Origin of the sequence: Bradyrhizobium sp. in8p8 (assembly GCF_000426845.1) — a bacterium.
Lineage (GTDB): Bacteria > Pseudomonadota > Alphaproteobacteria > Rhizobiales > Xanthobacteraceae > Bradyrhizobium > Bradyrhizobium japonicum_C.
On record NZ_AUGD01000002.1, the window covers coordinates 658061 to 674057 of the forward strand.

The following is a 15997-nucleotide window of genomic DNA, read 5'->3' on the forward strand; positions in this document are numbered from 1 at the left end:
ATGGCGCCGCCGCTGATCCAGCTGAAAGACATCAGGTTGACCTTCGGCGGCACGCCGCTGCTGTCGGGCGTCGAGCTCAACGTCGCCCCGAGTGAACGGGTCTGCCTGATCGGCCGCAACGGCTCCGGCAAATCGACGCTGCTCAAAATCGCTGCCGGCCTCGTCGAGCCCGACGGCGGCACGCGCTTCGTGCAGCCCGGCGCCACTGTTCGCTATCTGCCGCAGGAGCCGGATTTCGGCGAGCACGAGACCACGCTCGCCTATGTCGAGTCCGGGCTCGCGCCCGGGGACGACCAGCACCAGGCGCGCTATCTCCTCGAGCAGCTCGGACTCACCGGCGAGGAGAACCCGCACAATCTCTCCGGCGGCGAGGCGCGCCGCGCAGCGCTGGCCTATGTGCTGGCGCCCTCGCCCGACATCCTGCTGCTGGACGAGCCGACCAACCACCTCGATCTCTCCACCATCGAGTGGCTGGAGCAGGAGCTCGACAGCCGCCGCAGCGCGCTGGTGATCATCAGCCACGACCGTCGCTTCCTCACCAATCTCTCCCGCTCCACCGCCTGGCTCGACCGCGGCAAGATCAAGCAGATCGACCGCGGCTTCGCCTCGTTCGAGGCCTGGCGCGATGAGGTGCTCGCGGAGGAGGAGCGCGACCAGCACAAGCTCGACCGCAAGATCGTCGACGAGGAGCATTGGCTCCGCCACGGCGTTTCCGGCCGCCGCAAGCGCAACGTCAAGCGCCTCGCCAATCTGCATGCGCTACGCGACCAGCGCCGCAACTATCGCGGCACCGCCGGCAGCGCCAACCTCGCTGCAGCGGAAGCGGAGCAATCCGGCAAGCTCGTGATCGAGGCCAAGGGCATCAGCAAGACCTATGGCGAGCGCAAGATCGTCGACAATTTCTCGACCCGGATCCAGCGCGGCGACCGGCTCGGCATCATCGGCCCGAATGGGGCCGGCAAGACCACCCTTGTCAATCTGCTGACCGGCGCGATGCAGCCTGATTCCGGCACGGTGCGGCTGGGAGCCAATCTGGAGATGGCAACGCTCGACCAGCACCGTGAAAGCCTCGATCCCAAGTCGACGCTGGCGGAAGCCCTCACCGGCGGTCGCGGCGATCACATCATGGTCGGCGGCAAGCCGAAGCATGTGGTGGGCTACATGAAAGACTTCCTGTTCGCGCAGGAGCAACGCGGCACGCCGCTCGAAGTGCTCTCGGGCGGCGAGCGCGGCCGGCTGATGCTGGCCCGCGCACTGGCAAAGCCCTCGAACCTCCTGGTGCTCGACGAGCCGACCAACGATCTCGATCTGGAGACCCTCGACGTGCTCGAGGAGATGCTCGGCGACTATGACGGCACGGTCATCCTGATCAGCCACGATCGCGACTTCCTCGACCGCGTCGTCACCTCCGTGATCGCACCCGAGGGCAACGGCAGGTGGATCGAATATGCCGGCGGCTACAGCGACATGCTGGTGCAGCGCGGCGCCGACCTGAAGCGCGAGACGGCGAAGGCCCAGCCGGTGGCGGAGAAGAAAGAGGAGCGGCCGGCTGCTCCCGCATCCGCTCCCAAACGGAAGCTGAGCTTCAACGAGAAGCACGCGCTGGAAACGCTGCCGAAGAAGATGGAGACGTTGCAGGCCGACATTGCAAGGCTGCAGCGCGTGCTGGACGATCCCAACCTCTATGCCAAGGATCGCAAGACATTCGACGATACATCGGCCGCCATCGCCAAGGCGCACGAAGAACTGTCCGCCGCCGAGGAGCGCTGGCTCGAACTTGAAATGCTTCGCGAAGAGATAGAGCAGGCTTAGATCATGACGACGTCCCTCGCCGCAAAGATCGCCCGTGAATACGGCACGCCCTGCGCGGTCATCGATTTGGACCGGGTCGAGCGCAACATCGCGCGGATTCAGAAGGCCTGCGACGATGCGGGAGTCGCCAACCGTCCTCACATCAAGACGCACAAGAACCCGACCATCGCCAAGATGCAGGTCGCGGCCGGAGCCAAGGGCATCACCTGCCAGAAGCTCGGCGAGGCCGAAATCATGGCCAATGCCGGCATCGACGACATCCTGATCAGCTATAATCTCCTCGGCGAGGAGAAGATGGCGCGGCTGGCTGCATTGCAGACGAAGGCCAAAATGACGGTCGCTGCCGACAATTCCACGGTCGTCGCGGGGTTGCCCAAGGCAGCGGCGACATCAGGGCGTACGCTCTCGGTCGTGGTCGAATGCGACACAGGCCGCAAGCGTGCAGGTGTCGAGACGCCGGCCGAAGCGATTGCGCTGGCGCGTGAGATCGCGGGGTCGAAGGGACTCGAGTTTGCCGGCTTCATGCTGTATCCGACCGAGACCGGCTGGGCCGAGGCGCAGAAGTTTTACGACGAAGCATTGGCCGGCGTGCGGGCACACGGGCTGGATGCCAAGATCGTCTCCACCGGAGGCACGCCGAACCTGAAGAATCTCGGCAAGCTGAAGGGCGGCACCGAGCACCGCTTCGGCACCTATATTTATAACGACCGCATGCAGGTGGCGGCCGGCGTCGCCAGCTGGGACGACTGCGCGCTGCACATCTATTCCACCGTGGTGAGCCGCGCCGCGCCCGAGCGCGGCATCCTCGATGCCGGCTCGAAGACGCTGACGACAGATACCGGCGGCCTCGATGGTCACGGCCTGATCCTCGAGCACCCCGAAGCGAAAATCGCGAAGTTCGCCGAGGAGCACGGCTTCCTCGACCTCTCCCGCAGCAACACCCGCCCCAATGTGGGCGATGTCGTTCGCATCGTGCCGAACCATGTCTGCGTGGTCGTCAACATGATGGACGAAGTGGTGATGGTGCGCGGCGAAGAGATCATCGGCACGCTGCCGGTGGCAGCAAGGGGGAAGCTGCGGTAGGCGCCCTCTGCTTCGCGACCGTCATTGCGAGGAACTCGCCCGCAATGACGGTAAGTAGCGCTTCAGCCACTCCAGCGCGCCCCTGCCCGCGGCGGCACCGGTCGCAAAGGACGACTGGAGCAGATAGCCGCCGGTCGGCGCTTCCCAGTCCAGCATCTCGCCGGCGGCGAACACGCCGGGCAGCTTGCGGATCATGTAATCAGCATCGAGCTCATCGAACGAGATGCCGCCGGCACTCGATATCGCGCGCGCAATCGGCGCCACCCCGGTCAGCTTGATCGGCACGGCGTTGATGAACTCCGCCAATCGTTCCGGCGACATCGTCGACAACGACTGGCCTGCATTGATCGTGGCTTCCTGCAACAGCCCGACGGCGACGGGCGAAAGCTGCACAGCCTTGCGCAGGAAGTTGGAGAGCGATTGCTTGCCGCGCGGTGCGGACAGGCGTCTGGCAAGCTCGAGCTGATCGATGTCCGGGCGCAAGGCGACGTGCAGCACCGCCTCGTGCTTCACGGCGATCGCCTCGCGCAGTTCGGCTGACAGCGCATAGATCACGCCGCCCTCGATGCCGGACTGCGTGACAACAGCCTCGCCGCGAAGCCTGTGCAGACCGAAGCTCAGCGCGATCCCCTTGAGCGGCTGCCCCTCGAAGCGCGCGCGGAAGACGTCGGACCAGCTAACTGTGAAGCCGGAATTGGCGGGCCGAAGCGGCGAGATGGCGATGCCTCTGTCGGCCAGGATGCTCGCCCAGCCGCCGTCCGAGCCCAGCCGCGGCCAGCTTGCACCACCGAGCGCCAGCACGGTGGCGTCGGCAGTGACAGCCTTCGTGCCATCGATCGTTTGAAACGCCAGCCTCCCCTCGTCGTCCCACCCGATCCAGCGATGACGAAACGCAAAGCGCACGCCGGCGGCATCGAGCCGCCGCAGCCAGGCGCGCAGCAAGGGCGAGGCCTTGAACGCCTTCGGAAACACGCGGCCGCTGGTGCCGATGAAGGTCGGCTCGCCCAGCGCCTCGCTCCAGGTGCGTAGCGCGTCCGGAGGGAACGCGGCGATCGCCGCGTGCAGCTTCGGCGCCGCCTCGCGATAGCGCGCCATGAACTGCGGCAACGGCTCGCTGTGGGTGAGATTGAGGCCGCCGCGGCCGGCCATCAGGAATTTGCGGCCTGCCGATGGCATGGCGTCATAGACGGTGACGCGGATGCCGCCCTGCGCCAGCACCTCCGCAGCCATCAGCCCGGCGGGACCGGCGCCGATGATGGCGACGTGGTTGTCAGGTGATGTCATAGCGGGAGTCCAGGCCAGGTCCTCGCGTCTAGCTCGTCATTCCGGGGCGCGCCTCGCGCGTGCCCGGAATCCATTGGGCGGCAGAGGCGGTGGCAGGACGGATTCCGGGGCTCGCCCTTCGGGCGCCCCGGAATGACGGAAAACTACAGCTTGATGCCCGCCCTTGCCGCGGCTTGCGCCACATATTTCTGCGTCTGCTCGAAGGCACCCGTCAACGCCCTCGCCTTCGACATGTCGCTGATCTCGGCGAAATGCGCGGCCACCGCGTCCGGAGTCCATTCGGATTCCGGCAGGTTGATGCCCTCGCTCTCCAATATCTTGATCACGGCGAACGAGCCGGCGCCGGCACCCATGATGGTGCGGGTCGGCGCGTCCTCGCTCAGCATGTACTCGACCGCCGGCGTGATCGCGTTCGGCTTCATCAATTGCAGCGCCTGCGGCGGCAGCAGCTCTTCGGTCATGCGGGTTGCCGCGGTGGGCGAGATGATGTTGACGCGAATGTTGTTCTTGCGGCCTTCCTCGGCCAGCACGTTCATCAGGCCAACCATGCCGGATTTCGCCGCGCCGTAATTGGCCTGGCCGAAATTGCCGTAGAGCCCCGAGGACGACGTCGTCAGCACGATGCGGCCGTAATTGCGATCGCGCATGCCGGCCCAGGCCGCCTTGCAGCAATAGAAGGTGCCGACGAGATGCACGTCGAGCACCTTCTGGAAATCGGCCACCTCCATCTTGCCGAACGATTTGTCGCGGAGGATGCCGGCATTGGCGCAGAGAAGATCGACGCTGCCCCATTCCTTGGTGGCGCGCTCGACCATGGCGGTGACCTGCTCGAAATTCGACACGTCCGCGCCGTCGGCCATCGCGGTGCCACCCGCTTTGCGGATCTCCTCAACCACCGCCTCCGCCGGCGACAGCGAGCCGCCGGTGCCGTCACGCGCGCCGCCGAAATCGTTGACCACGACCTTGGCGCCGCGGCTGGCCAACCCCAGCGCGTGCGCCTTGCCGAGACCATTGCCCGCGCCGGTGACGATGGCGACGCGTCCGTCGAACCTGATTGCCATGAGTGTGCTTCCTTTCTTCCTTCTCCCCTTGTGGGAGAAGGTGGCCATCGGCGGCCTACGGCCGCCGTACCTAAAATGGACGCCGACGCGTAGCGTCGGCTACGGCGCCGGATGAGGGTATCTCTCGGCAGCCGAGTTCGTGGAGAGACACCCCTCACCCGGCTTCGCGTTCCGCGAAGCCACCCTCTCCCACAAGGGCAGAGGGGGCACCGAGCGCGATTTGACCGGCTTTTTGAGCAGCGATGGAGGACCGGGTCAAGCCCGGCCGGGACTTACGCGAAATAGATCAGGCCGAGCCAGTCGGCGACGAGCGCGGGCTTGTCCTCGCCTTCGATCTCCACAGTGACGTTGGTGCGGGACTGCAATTCGTTGGGCTTGCGGAGCTTCGCTTCCGCCAGCACGAAGCGGCCGCGCACGCGCTTGCCCGCGCGCACTGGCGAGATGAAACGCAGCTTGTCGAAGCCGTAGTTCACGCCCATCGTGGTGCCGGCGATCACCGGCATCACCTCGTAGGACATGATCGACAGCAGCGACATCGTGAGAAAGCCGTGCGCGATGGTAGTGCCGAACGCGGTCTCTCTCTTCGCGCGTTCCGGATCGACGTGGATGAACTGGTGATCCTCGATCACGTCGGCATAGGTGTCGATACGGGGTTGGTCGATCAGGTGCCACGACGACACGCCGATCTCCTTGCCGACCATGGCCTGATAGGCCTCGAGCGTGATGGGCGGCTTCTTCCAGACTTCGTTCATTCATGACTCCAACCACTGTCATTCCGGGTTCGATGCTGCGCATCGCCCCGGAATGACGCGCTCTCTTCGTTCACCTAGCTTTCGCCCCGAATCTTTGACAGCTCCGGGAAATCCTCCTCGCGGAATTCCCGGCCGCGCAGCGGATCGTCGCGATCATTGTCGCGCTCCAGCCGTCGTAGCTGGACGCGACGGATCTTTCCCGAGATCGTCTTCGGCAGCTCGGTTACGATTTCGAGACGACGGATGCGCTTGAATGGCGCAAGGCGCGTGTGAAGATGTTTGAAGATGGAGAGCGCGGTCTCGGGTGAACGCTCCGTGCCCGACGTCAGCAGCACGAAGGCCTTTGGGATGGCGAGCCGAATCGGGTCGGGGCTCGGCACCACCGCCGCTTCCGCGACCAGCTCATGCTCGAGCAGCACGCTCTCGAGCTCGAACGGACTGATGCGGTAATCCGATGATTTGAACACGTCGTCGGCGCGGCCGACGAAGGTGAGATAGCCCTCGTCGTCTTCGAAGACCACGTCGCCGCTGCGATAGAGCTCGCCTTCGGCGCCAGACAGCTTGCCGTCGTCGCCCTGATAGCCCTGCATCAAGCCGGCGGGACGATCGGCGCCCAGCATCAGCGTGACCTCGCCTTCCTTCGCCGGATTGCCGTCGGCATCGCTGATCTGCACGCGATAGCCCGGCAGCGGCCGGCCCATCGAGCCGACCTTGATCTTCTGGCCGGGCGAGTTGCCGGCAAGCGCCGTGGTTTCGGTCTGGCCATATCCGTCACGGATGGTGAGCCCCCAGGCCGCCCGCACCTGATCGATCACCTCCGGGTTCAGCGGTTCGCCGGCGCCGCAGACCTCGCGCAGGGCCACCTTGAACGAGGCCAGGTTCTCCTGGATGAACAGCCGCCACACCGTCGGCGGCGCGCACAGCGTGGTGACGCCGCAGCGGCCGATGGTGGCGAGCAGCGCCTTGGCATCGAAGCGCGGCTGGTTGACCACGAACACGGTCGCACCCGCGTTCCAAGGCGCGAAGAAGCAGCTCCAGGCGTGCTTGGCCCAGCCGGGCGAGGAGATGTTGAGGTGGATGTCGCCGGGCTTCAATCCGATCCAGTACATGGTGGAGAGATGGCCGACGGGATAGCTGCGCTGGCTGTGCCGCACCAGCTTTGGCTTTGCCGTGGTGCCTGAAGTGAAATAAAGCAGCATCGGGTCGTCGGCATTGGTCGGACCGTCAGGCGTGAAACTCTCCGCGGCTTTCGCTGCCTCGTCATAGGTCAGCCATCCATCGGGCGCCGCGCCGACCACGATGCGGACGACATTCTCGGTACCAAGGCTCGCGAACTTGGCCACCTGGTCCTCGGCCGCCACCACCGCTTTCGCCTTGCCGCGATCGAGCCGGTCGCGAAGTTCGTTGGCGGTCAGCAGCGTGGTCGCTGGGATCACGACAACGCCGAGCTTCATCGCCGCCAGCATCGTCTCCCAGAGCGGAACCACGTTGCCGAGCAGCAGCAAGAGGTGATCGCCGCGCCTGAGCCCTTGCGCACGGAGGAAATTCGCGACCTGGTTCGAGCGCTTCGAGAGCGCCGCGAAGGAGAGCTTGGTCTGCTTGTCCTGCGCGGCGTCGACGATCCAGAGCGCAGCACGATCCTTGCTGTCCGGATTCGCCGCCAGATCGGCGTCGAACCAGTCGAGCGCCCAGTTGAAAGGAGCCGGATCGGGCCAGCGGAATCCTTTGACCGCTGCCTCGTAATCCGTGCGGTGCTTTAGCAGAAACGCGCGCGCTTCCTGAAATGTCGTCATCAAGCTTTCCCGGCCAGACTCCTAACGTGCTTGATAATTCCGGAAAAATCCACCCCGCCCTGTCCGGCTGCGTCGAAAGACTGATAAATCTCCTGCGCATGCTTGCCGAGCGGCGTCGCCGCGCCCGCAGCCTTCGCCGCGTCCTGCGCCAAGGTCAGATCCTTCACCATCAGCGCCGAGGCAAAGCCCGGCTTGTAGTCGTTGTTCGCCGGCGAGGTCGGCACCGGGCCCGGCACCGGGCAATAGGTCGTCAGCGACCAGCACTGGCCTGACGAGGTCGAGGCGACATCGAACAGCGCCTGATGCGAAAGGCCAAGCTTCTCGCCCAGGGCAAAAGCCTCGCTCACCGCGATCATGGAGACGCCGAGGATCATGTTGTTGCAGATCTTTGCCGCCTGACCCGCGCCGGCACCGCCGCAATGCACGATCTTCTTGCCCATATTCTCGAGCACCGGTTTGGCGGCCGCGAACGCCTTCTCTTCGCCGCCGCACATGAAGGTGAGCGTTGCGCCCTTGGCGCCGCCGGTCCCCCCGGAGACGGGCGCGTCGACCGAGAGCACGCCGTGCTTGGCAGCTAGCGCATGCGCGGCCCTGGCGCTCTCGACGTCGATGGTGGAGCTGTCGATGATCAGCGCGCCCTTGGTCATGGCGGGGACGACCTCGTTCCAGACGCCGAGCACATGCTTGCCCGCCGGCAGCATGGTGACGACGACTTCGGCGCCCTTCACGGCCCCTGATGCGCTTTCCGCAACGCTGGCACCATCGGCCTTGGCCTGATTGCGCGAGGCCTCGACGAGGTCGAACGCCACGACCTTGTGGCCGGCCTTGACCAGATTGGCGGCCATCGGGCCACCCATGTTGCCGAGACCGATGAATGCGATCGTGGCCATTGTCGTTTCCTCCCGCTTGAGACGCTGATCTATTTCAAATTCAGCACAGTTGGCAGCTTTGGAACCACCTCTCCCCGGCAGGGAGAGGTGGTCCGAATTCTTCCGCATCGATTTGACGAGATTTCACACTAGTTGAACCTCAGCTCGTCGGCGCCGATCTCGGCGAGATACGGCGCAAGCATCTCCGGCGTCACATCCTCGATCCGCGGCGGTGACCAACTCGGATTGCGGTCCTTGTCGATCACGGCCGCGCGCACGCCCTCGCGGAAATCGTCGCTGCGGAACACTTCAAGCGCGGCGCGATATTCGCGAACCAGGCAGTCTTCCAGGCTCGATGCGGCGCGCGCGAGGCGCAACAGCTTCAGCGTCACCACCATGCCACGCGGCGACTTCTCGTTGAGCGTCTTGAGCGTGGCCATCGCGAATTCGGAGCCGTCGCGCGCGAGCGCCGCGAAGATGTCCTCCATGCGGTCGAAGCCGAACAGCGCATCGATCGTCGCCTGCTTCGCGGCAACCGGCCCGGCGGTCTCGCCCGTTGCAAAACCATCGATCAGCCTGGTCACATCGGCTGCGGTCGCGCCTTGGCGAACTTTGGCCAACGCCTCGCGCAGTTCCGGCCATTTGGCCACTGGCACCACGGCGTCCGCGAACCTGGCGTGGATCGCGTCGGGCCCGTTCATGGTCTGGCCGGTGAGGCCGAAATAGGTGCCGATCTCGCCGGGCGAGCGCGAGAGGAGCCAGGTGCCGCCGACATCCGGGAAGAAGCCGAGCCCGACTTCGGGCATTGCGAGCTTGGTGCGATCCGTCACGACACGATGGCTGGCATGGCCGGAAAGACCGACACCGCCACCCATGACGAGGCCATCCATGAACGCCACATAAGGCTTCGGATACTTCGCGATCCGTGCATTCATGACGTATTCCTGGCGCCAGAACCGCGCACCGAGATCGCCGCCTTCGCGTGAGCTCTCCCAGAGGCCGCGGATGTCGCCACCGGCGCAGAGGCCCCGCTCGCCAGCGCCTTCCAGGATGATCAGCCCGACCTCAGGATCGCTCTCGAAGCGGTCGAGCGCCGCGTCGATGCCGATGGACATTTCCAGCGTCATGGCATTGAGCGCCTTCGGCCGGTTGAGCCGGATCACCCCCGCTGCGCCCTCACGGCGAACGATGAGATCCCCCTCGTCCACTCCGCTCATCGGGCGCCCTCGATCAGTTTGCGCGCCACGATGAGACGCATGATTTCGTTGGTGCCTTCGAGGATCTGGTGCACGCGCAGGTCGCGCACGATCTTCTCGATGCCGTATTCGCTGAGGTAACCGTAACCGCCGTGAAGCTGCAGCGCGTGGTTGGCGACCTCGAAGCCCACATCGGTGCCGAACCGCTTGGCCATCGCGCAGAGCATGGTGGCGTCGGGGTCCTTCCGGTCGAGTGCCGCGGCTGCGCGCCACAGGAAAGTGCGGGCGGCTTCGAGCTCGATGGCCATGTCCGCAAGGCGGAACTGCAGCGCCTGGAATTCGTCCAGCCGCTTTCCGAACGCCTTGCGCTCTTTCATGTAGCTGCGCGCCTTGTCGAGTGCGGTCTGCGCACCCCCGAGCGAGCACGCCGTGATGTTGAGCCGGCCGCCGTCGAGGCCGGCCATCGCGATCTTGAAGCCCATACCCTCTTCGCTCAGCCGGTTAGCGACTGGCACGCGGGCGTTCTCGAACATCACCGCGCGGGTCGGCTGCGCGTTCCAGCCCATCTTGCGCTCGTTGGCGCCGAACGAGACGCCCGGAGTCTTGCCGTCGATGACGAGCGTCGAGATGCCACCGGGGCCGTCGCCGCCGGTTCGCACCATCGCAACCAGGAGGTCGGTGCCGCCGGCGCCCGAGATGAACTGCTTCTGGCCGTTGAGGACGTAATGGTCACCGTCGCGCACTGCGCGGGTGCGCAATGCCGCGGCGTCCGAGCCGGCGCCCGGCTCGGTGAGGCAGTAGCTCGCGATCAGCTCCATGGCGCAGAGCTTCGGCAGCCATTGGTGCCGCTGGGTGTCGCTGCCGAAGGCATCGATCATCCAGCTCGCCATGTTGTGAATGGAGATGAAAGCCGAGGTGGTCGGGCAGCCCGTCGCCAGCGCCTCGAAGATCAGCGCCGCATCGAACCGTGTCATGCCGGAGCCGCCGACATCGTCGCGGATGTAAATGCCGCCCATGCCGAGCGTGGCGGCCTCGCGCATGACCTCGACGGGGAAATGCTTCTCCTCGTCCCAGCGCAGCGTATGCGGCGCGATTTTTTCCGCCGCGAACGCGAGCGCCATGTCGCGAACCGCGATCTGATCTTCGTTCAGAGCGAACTGCATCGTTGCCGCTTACCCTCTTATCCAGCGTCATCGAGAGCACAGCAAAGCAATCCACGCTGCCCCCTCAGAAAGACTCTGGATTGCTTCGTCGCTACGCTCTCGCAATGACGCGCTGGGCTACAGCCTTACTTCATCAGCGGGATCGAGAACTCCGCGCCCTCCTTGACGCCGGACGGCCAGCGCGAGGTCACCGTCTTGGTCTTGGTGTAGAAGCGGATCGAGTCCGGACCGTGCTGGTTGAGGTCGCCGAAGCCCGACTTCTTCCAGCCGCCGAAGGTGTAATAGGCGATCGGCACCGGGATCGGCACGTTGATGCCGACCATGCCGACGTTGACCTTGGCGGCGAAGTCGCGCGCGGCGTCGCCGTCGCGGGTGAAGATCGCAACGCCGTTGCCGTAGTGATGCTCGGAGGGCAGCGCCAGCGCCTCCTTGTAGTCATGCGCGCGCACGACCGAGAGCACGGGACCGAAAATCTCTTCCTTGTAGATCCGCATGTCCTTGGTGACGTTGTCGAACAGCGAGCCTCCGAGATAGAAGCCGTTCTCATAGCCCTGCATCTTGAAGCCGCGGCCGTCGACGGCCAGCGTCGCGCCTTCCTTGATGCCGATGTCAATGTAGCTCTTGACCTTCTCGACCGCCTCGCGCGTCACCAGCGGACCGTAATCGGCCGACGGGTCGATCGAGGTGCCGATCTTCAACGACTCGACGCGCGGGATCAGCTTCTCCATGAGGCGGTCGGCGGTGGACTTGCCGACGGGCACCGCGACCGAGACGGCCATGCAGCGTTCTCCGGCCGAGCCGTAGCCGGCGCCGATCAGCGCGTCGACAGCCTGGTCCATGTCGGCGTCGGGCATGACGATGGCGTGGTTCTTGGCGCCGCCGAAGCACTGGCAGCGCTTCCCGGTCTGCGCCGCGCGCTCATAGATGTACTGCGCGATGGGCGTCGAGCCGACGAAGCCAATGGCCTTGATATCGGGATCGTCGAGGATGGCGTCGACCGCTTCCTTGTCGCCGTTGACGACGTTGAGGATGCCGGCCGGCAGGCCCGCCTCGATCATCAGCTCTGCGAGCTTCATCGGCACGCCGGGATCGCGCTCCGACGGCTTGAGGATGAAGGCGTTGCCGCAGGCGATCGCGGGCGCGAACTTCCACATCGGGATCATCGCCGGGAAGTTGAACGGCGTGATTCCGGCGACGACGCCGAGCGGCTGGCGCATCGAATAGATGTCGATGCCGGGGCCGGCCCCTTCGGTGTACTCGCCCTTCATCAGGTGCGGGATGCCGCAGGCGAATTCGACGACTTCGAGGCCGCGCTGGATGTCGCCCTTGGCATCAGGCACGGTCTTGCCGTGCTCACGCGCGAGCAACTCCGCGAGCTTGTCGTAATCGCGCTGGATCAGCTCCAGGAATTTCATCATCACGCGGGCGCGGCGCTGCGGATTGGTCGCGGCCCATTCCGGCTGTGCCGCGCGCGCGTTTTCGACGGCGGCGCGAACCTCGGCCTTGGACGCCAGCGCGACCTTCGCCTGCACGTCACCGGTCATCGGCTCGAAAACGTCGGCCGTGCGGCCCGAGGTGCCCTTGACCTCCTTGCCGCCGATGAAATGTCCGATTGAACGCATGGAATGATCTCCTTCAGGCCGAGCGTGGTCGCTTTGACAAATCCTATTGACCTGCATTTTATAGGATTCAAGTCTGAGATAATGCACCATAGATGTGCGAAAATGCCGGATCAAGGCGCTATCGACTGGGACGACTTTCGCTTCGTGCTGGCCATCGTGCGGGGCGGCTCGGTCTCGGCTGCGGCAAAACAGCTGGGCGTCGACCACGCCACCGTGATTCGCCGCGTCGATCGGTTGGAAAAGCACCTTTCTGCAAAACTGTTTGACCGGCGCAAGACCGGGTATCTCCTCACCGAAGCCGGCCAGCGTGTCGCAGACAGTGCGGAAGCGATGGAATCGACCATCGTCGCCAACCAGGAACAGGTCGGCGGCTCGGTGGCGCGGCTGACCGGCACGGTGCGGATCGGTGCGCCCGACGGGTTCGGCACCGCGTTCCTGGCGCCGCGGCTCGCCCCCTTCGCCGACCGTTATCCCGACCTCGATCTACAACTTGTAGCTACTGCGCGACTGTTCAGTCTCTCCAAGCGCGAGGCCGACATCGCGATCAGCCTGACCATGCCGAAGGAAGGCCGCATCGTCGGGCGCAAGCTGCTCGACTATCGTCTCGGGCTCTATGCCGCGCCTGGCTATCTCGATCGCTTCCCTGAGATCACATCGCGGCAGGACCTGACGCAGCACCGCTTCGTCGGCTACATCGAGGAGCTCTTGTTCACCCCGGAGCTCGATTATCTTCCCCAGGTGTCGCCGCGCATTTCCGCACGCTTCCGCAGCGCCAACCTGATCGCTCAGCTCAATGCCACCCTCTCCGGGTTCGGCATCGCCGTGCTGCCGCAATTCATGGCGAGCGACTATCCGCAGCTCGTTCCGGTGCTGCCGGAGGAAATTTCGATCACCCGGACGTTCTGGATGCTGATGCACGCCGACAGCAAGGATCTGGCGCGAATCCGGGCGGTGGCCGATTACATCGGCGAGATCGTGGAGCGGGAGCGGGCGTTGTTTTCGGGGCGGTAGCGCCGCGCTCGTGAGGGATGGAGGGCACGGCGCATGCGCGCCTCTACCCACCTCATCTCGCCTAAGTCTTCGCCTTCTTCGCCGCCCCGACCTTCGGCTCGCGCTTGGCTCCCTCGAGCACGCTGTCGCGGCCCGCCTTCAGCACCTCATCGGACAATTCGCCCGATCCGGCGATGCGCGCCAGCAGCATGGTGCCGGCCATTGTCGCCAGCGTCGCGATGGCCTGCTTGCGAGCAGCCTTGCGTGGCTGGTTCGGGACACAGTCGGCCAGCCGCTCGATCATCTCCTCGAGCTTGCCGGCAAAGGCCTTTCGCGTTTTCGGGCTCTCCCGGGCGATCTCGGCGCCAAGCGCGGGAATCGAGCAGCCATGGCCGGGATTATCGCGGTGCAACGCCGAGAGATAGGCCTCTGCGATCAGCGCCAGCCGCTTCTCCGGCGACACCTCGCCGGTGATCTTGCGCCAATGCTCCATCGAGCGGTCCATGGCATAGCCGAAGGCCTCGATCACCAGCGCTTCGCGCGAGTCGAAATGCGCGTAGAAGCCGCCATGGGTGAGGCCCGCCTCCTTCATGAGATCGGCGACCCCGATGCCATGGGCTCCCTTTTCGCGCAGCCGCACCGAGGCCTTCCTCACGATACGGTCGTGGGTTTCCTGCTTGTGTTCCGGGGAATAGCGCATGCGGGTCTCATTGAATGTCGAAGGTCATCTCATAACACGCGAACGCCGAAACGGGTGCATTAATTCACGTTAAGCTGCACCGATCATCGAAAAGGTTGCAGTTGCATGGACCGCAAGGGCCTCCTTGCCGTCGCGGACGAAGCCTTCGGTGTAGCTGGTCTGACGCCCCAGCTTGATGACCCTCCCCTCGGCCGAGATCAGGCCTGAGCGAACCGACAGCGGACGCAGGAAGGTCATCTTCAGGTCGAGCGTCACCGAGCTCTGCCCCGCCTCCAGACGGGTCGAGATCGCGCATCCCATCGCGGTATCGAGCAGCGCCGCCGCCGTCGCCCCGTGCAGAAGGCCGATGGTATTTTCGAGATCCTCGCGCGGCTCCAGTTCCATGACGATGCGGCCCGGCTCGACCGCGGCCATAGTGAACCCGATCAGCTTTGCGAAAGGCGGCGGCGGCAGCCGGCCGTCGCGAATGGCGCGCATGGCGTCCATGCCCGAAAGCGTCATGGCGGCTCGTGCGACCGGCGCAGGCACCTGCCAGTCCACCACCCGCTCGCGTCGCTGCGCCGGTGAGAAAAGCTTGAACTGATCGATGTCGGTCATGGCCACCCCATTAGATGATATACATCATACTATATCACGGACTTCGCGCTGGCAAACTCAACCCGTCAGCCAGCTTGACAAGCGGTACGTTTCGGCCCGGAAGTGGGCCCCGGCAGTGCGCCTCGCCCCGCCCACGAAAGCTTCGAGATGCCACGATGGAAATGCTCAACAACCACTGCGGCGTGACGCGCGATGAGCGCGGCATCGTCCATGTCACGATCTGCAACGCCGGTCCGCTCAACATTCTGGGTTCGCCGGTGACCGAGGCGGTGCGCGAAGGCCTGCAGCAGCTCGCGTCCGACCGCAGCATCCGTGTCGTGGTGCTGCGCGGCCAGAGCGAGAAAAGCATGATCGGCGGTGCCGACATCAAGGAGATGGCCAAGCTCGACCAGAAGTCGGCCGAAGCCTTCATCAGCCGCCTGCGCGATCTCTGCGAGGCCGTTCGTCAGTTTCCTGCCCCGGTGATCGCACGCATGCCCGGCTGGTGCCTCGGCGGCGGGCTCGAAGTGGCGGCGGCCTGCGACTTCCGCATCGCCGCGCACGATGCGCATTTCGGCATGCCGGAGGTGCGCGTCGGCATCCCCTCGGTGATCCACGCGGCGCTCCTGCCGCGCCTGATCGGCTGGGCCCGGGCGCGCTGGCTGGTGATGACGGCGGAGAACATCGATGCGTCCACGGCGCTGGCCTGGGGCCTGGTCGACAAGGTCGCCGCGCCAGGAGAACTGGATGCGGAGATCGAGCGCACCGTCAAGGCGCTGCTCGAATGCGGTCCCGAGGCACTGCGATCGCAGAAGGCTCTGCTGCGGCGATGGGAGGAATTGCCGCTGACCGAATCGGTGAATCTCAGCGTGAAGGTGTTCGGCGAGTCTTTCCTGACGGACGAGCCGACGCGGCTGATGGGCGCTTTCGTGAACCGGAAGCGATAGGCGCTGCACCGACGCTGTCATGCCCCGCGGAAGCGAGGCATCCAGGCGCCGCGGTTTCTCGGATCCAGCCGCGCCGCCTCGGGAAATACCGGATTGCCCGCCCCTGCGCAATTGCGCACCAGGCGGACAATGACGGCGAGGACTGATCG

At 65.2% G+C, this 15997-nt stretch carries 14 protein-coding genes; 4 read left to right on the forward strand and 10 right to left on the reverse strand.

From position 1 onward, the window contains the following. Both K408_RS0108660 and K408_RS0108665 read left to right on the forward strand, forming a co-directional pair. On the forward strand, positions 1-1812 hold the full coding sequence (locus tag K408_RS0108660; RefSeq protein ID WP_024338208.1) for an ABC-F family ATP-binding cassette domain-containing protein: 1812 nt from the start codon (positions 1-3) through the stop codon (positions 1810-1812). Positions 1813-1815: 3 nt separating this feature from the next. Next, entirely contained in the window at positions 1816-2895 is a 1080-nt protein-coding gene (locus tag K408_RS0108665; RefSeq protein WP_024338209.1) for a D-TA family PLP-dependent enzyme, read from the forward strand. A gap of 21 nt (positions 2896-2916) precedes the next feature. Here the strand turns inward: K408_RS0108665 and K408_RS0108670 are convergent, their stop codons facing one another. The 8 genes from K408_RS0108670 to K408_RS0108705 all read right to left on the reverse strand — a co-directional run bounded on the left by K408_RS0108670 (position 2917) and on the right by K408_RS0108705 (position 12635). Further along, complete coding sequence (locus K408_RS0108670; RefSeq protein ID WP_024338210.1) at positions 2917-4179, reverse strand: BaiN/RdsA family NAD(P)/FAD-dependent oxidoreductase; 1263 nt, start codon at positions 4177-4179, stop codon at positions 2917-2919. Between the two features lie 143 nt (positions 4180-4322). Beyond that, positions 4323-5240, reverse strand: coding sequence for an SDR family NAD(P)-dependent oxidoreductase (locus K408_RS0108675; protein ID WP_024338211.1), 918 nt, complete (start codon positions 5238-5240; stop codon positions 4323-4325). Between the two features lie 272 nt (positions 5241-5512). Continuing rightward, complete coding sequence (locus K408_RS0108680) at positions 5513-5992, reverse strand: MaoC family dehydratase (RefSeq protein ID WP_024338212.1); 480 nt, start codon at positions 5990-5992, stop codon at positions 5513-5515. A gap of 74 nt (positions 5993-6066) precedes the next feature. Further along, positions 6067-7785 carry an AMP-binding protein gene (locus tag K408_RS0108685; RefSeq protein ID WP_024338213.1) on the reverse strand — a complete coding sequence of 573 codons (1719 nt, stop codon included), beginning with the start codon at positions 7783-7785 and terminating at the stop codon, positions 6067-6069. Next, a complete protein-coding gene (gene mmsB, locus K408_RS0108690) occupies positions 7785-8783 on the reverse strand; it encodes a 3-hydroxyisobutyrate dehydrogenase (protein ID WP_283805265.1) in 999 nt (332 codons plus the stop codon). The genes K408_RS0108685 and mmsB overlap by 1 nt, the downstream gene beginning before the upstream one ends. A 20-nt stretch (positions 8784-8803) precedes the next feature. Next, positions 8804-9871 carry an enoyl-CoA hydratase/isomerase family protein gene (locus tag K408_RS0108695; RefSeq protein WP_024338215.1) on the reverse strand — a complete coding sequence of 356 codons (1068 nt, stop codon included), beginning with the start codon at positions 9869-9871 and terminating at the stop codon, positions 8804-8806. Next, on the reverse strand, positions 9868-11013 hold the full coding sequence (locus K408_RS0108700; RefSeq protein WP_024338216.1) for an isobutyryl-CoA dehydrogenase: 1146 nt from the start codon (positions 11011-11013) through the stop codon (positions 9868-9870). Before K408_RS0108700 ends, K408_RS0108695 begins: the two co-directional genes overlap by 4 nt. Positions 11014-11138: 125 nt before the next feature. Next, positions 11139-12635 carry a CoA-acylating methylmalonate-semialdehyde dehydrogenase gene (locus K408_RS0108705; protein WP_024338217.1) on the reverse strand — a complete coding sequence of 499 codons (1497 nt, stop codon included), beginning with the start codon at positions 12633-12635 and terminating at the stop codon, positions 11139-11141. A gap of 102 nt (positions 12636-12737) precedes the next feature. Here K408_RS0108705 and K408_RS0108710 point away from each other — a divergent pair, with 102 nt between their 5' ends. After that, positions 12738-13646 (forward strand): LysR family transcriptional regulator, encoded by a 909-nt coding sequence (locus tag K408_RS0108710; RefSeq protein ID WP_024338218.1) that lies wholly within the window; start codon positions 12738-12740, stop codon positions 13644-13646. Between the two features lie 61 nt (positions 13647-13707). Here K408_RS0108710 and K408_RS0108715 read toward each other — a convergent pair whose 3' ends face one another. After that, complete coding sequence (locus tag K408_RS0108715) at positions 13708-14325, reverse strand: TetR/AcrR family transcriptional regulator (protein WP_024338219.1); 618 nt, start codon at positions 14323-14325, stop codon at positions 13708-13710. Between the two features lie 69 nt (positions 14326-14394). Further along, on the reverse strand, positions 14395-14922 hold the full coding sequence (locus K408_RS0108720) for a PaaI family thioesterase (protein WP_024338220.1): 528 nt from the start codon (positions 14920-14922) through the stop codon (positions 14395-14397). A gap of 155 nt (positions 14923-15077) precedes the next feature. On the opposite strand from K408_RS0108720, the gene K408_RS0108725 reads away from it, so the two are divergent. Continuing rightward, the gene (locus K408_RS0108725; RefSeq protein ID WP_024338221.1) at positions 15078-15848 is read left to right on the forward strand and encodes an enoyl-CoA hydratase; all 771 of its coding nucleotides are present in this window, start codon (positions 15078-15080) and stop codon (positions 15846-15848) included. Positions 15849-15997: the final 149 nt, after the last annotated feature.

Excerpts from the sequence above, each read along its gene's own strand:
- K408_RS0108660 (WP_024338208.1), top strand. The coding sequence starts at position 1 with ATGGCGCCGCCGCTGATCCAGCTGAAAGACATCAGGTTGACCTTCGGC.
- K408_RS0108665 (WP_024338209.1), top strand. The coding sequence starts at position 1,816 with ATGACGACGTCCCTCGCCGCAAAGATCGCCCGTGAATACGGCACGCCC.
- K408_RS0108670 (WP_024338210.1), bottom strand. The coding sequence starts at position 4,179 with ATGACATCACCTGACAACCACGTCGCCATCATCGGCGCCGGTCCCGCC.
- K408_RS0108675 (WP_024338211.1), bottom strand. The coding sequence starts at position 5,240 with ATGGCAATCAGGTTCGACGGACGCGTCGCCATCGTCACCGGCGCGGGC.
- K408_RS0108680 (WP_024338212.1), bottom strand. The coding sequence starts at position 5,992 with ATGAACGAAGTCTGGAAGAAGCCGCCCATCACGCTCGAGGCCTATCAG.
- K408_RS0108685 (WP_024338213.1), bottom strand. The coding sequence starts at position 7,785 with ATGACGACATTTCAGGAAGCGCGCGCGTTTCTGCTAAAGCACCGCACG.
- mmsB (WP_283805265.1), bottom strand. The coding sequence starts at position 8,783 with ATGCGGAAGAATTCGGACCACCTCTCCCTGCCGGGGAGAGGTGGTTCC.
- K408_RS0108695 (WP_024338215.1), bottom strand. The coding sequence starts at position 9,871 with ATGAGCGGAGTGGACGAGGGGGATCTCATCGTTCGCCGTGAGGGCGCA.
- K408_RS0108700 (WP_024338216.1), bottom strand. The coding sequence starts at position 11,013 with ATGCAGTTCGCTCTGAACGAAGATCAGATCGCGGTTCGCGACATGGCG.
- K408_RS0108705 (WP_024338217.1), bottom strand. The coding sequence starts at position 12,635 with ATGCGTTCAATCGGACATTTCATCGGCGGCAAGGAGGTCAAGGGCACC.
- K408_RS0108710 (WP_024338218.1), top strand. The coding sequence starts at position 12,738 with ATGCCGGATCAAGGCGCTATCGACTGGGACGACTTTCGCTTCGTGCTG.
- K408_RS0108715 (WP_024338219.1), bottom strand. The coding sequence starts at position 14,325 with ATGCGCTATTCCCCGGAACACAAGCAGGAAACCCACGACCGTATCGTG.
- K408_RS0108720 (WP_024338220.1), bottom strand. The coding sequence starts at position 14,922 with ATGACCGACATCGATCAGTTCAAGCTTTTCTCACCGGCGCAGCGACGC.
- K408_RS0108725 (WP_024338221.1), top strand. The coding sequence starts at position 15,078 with ATGGAAATGCTCAACAACCACTGCGGCGTGACGCGCGATGAGCGCGGC.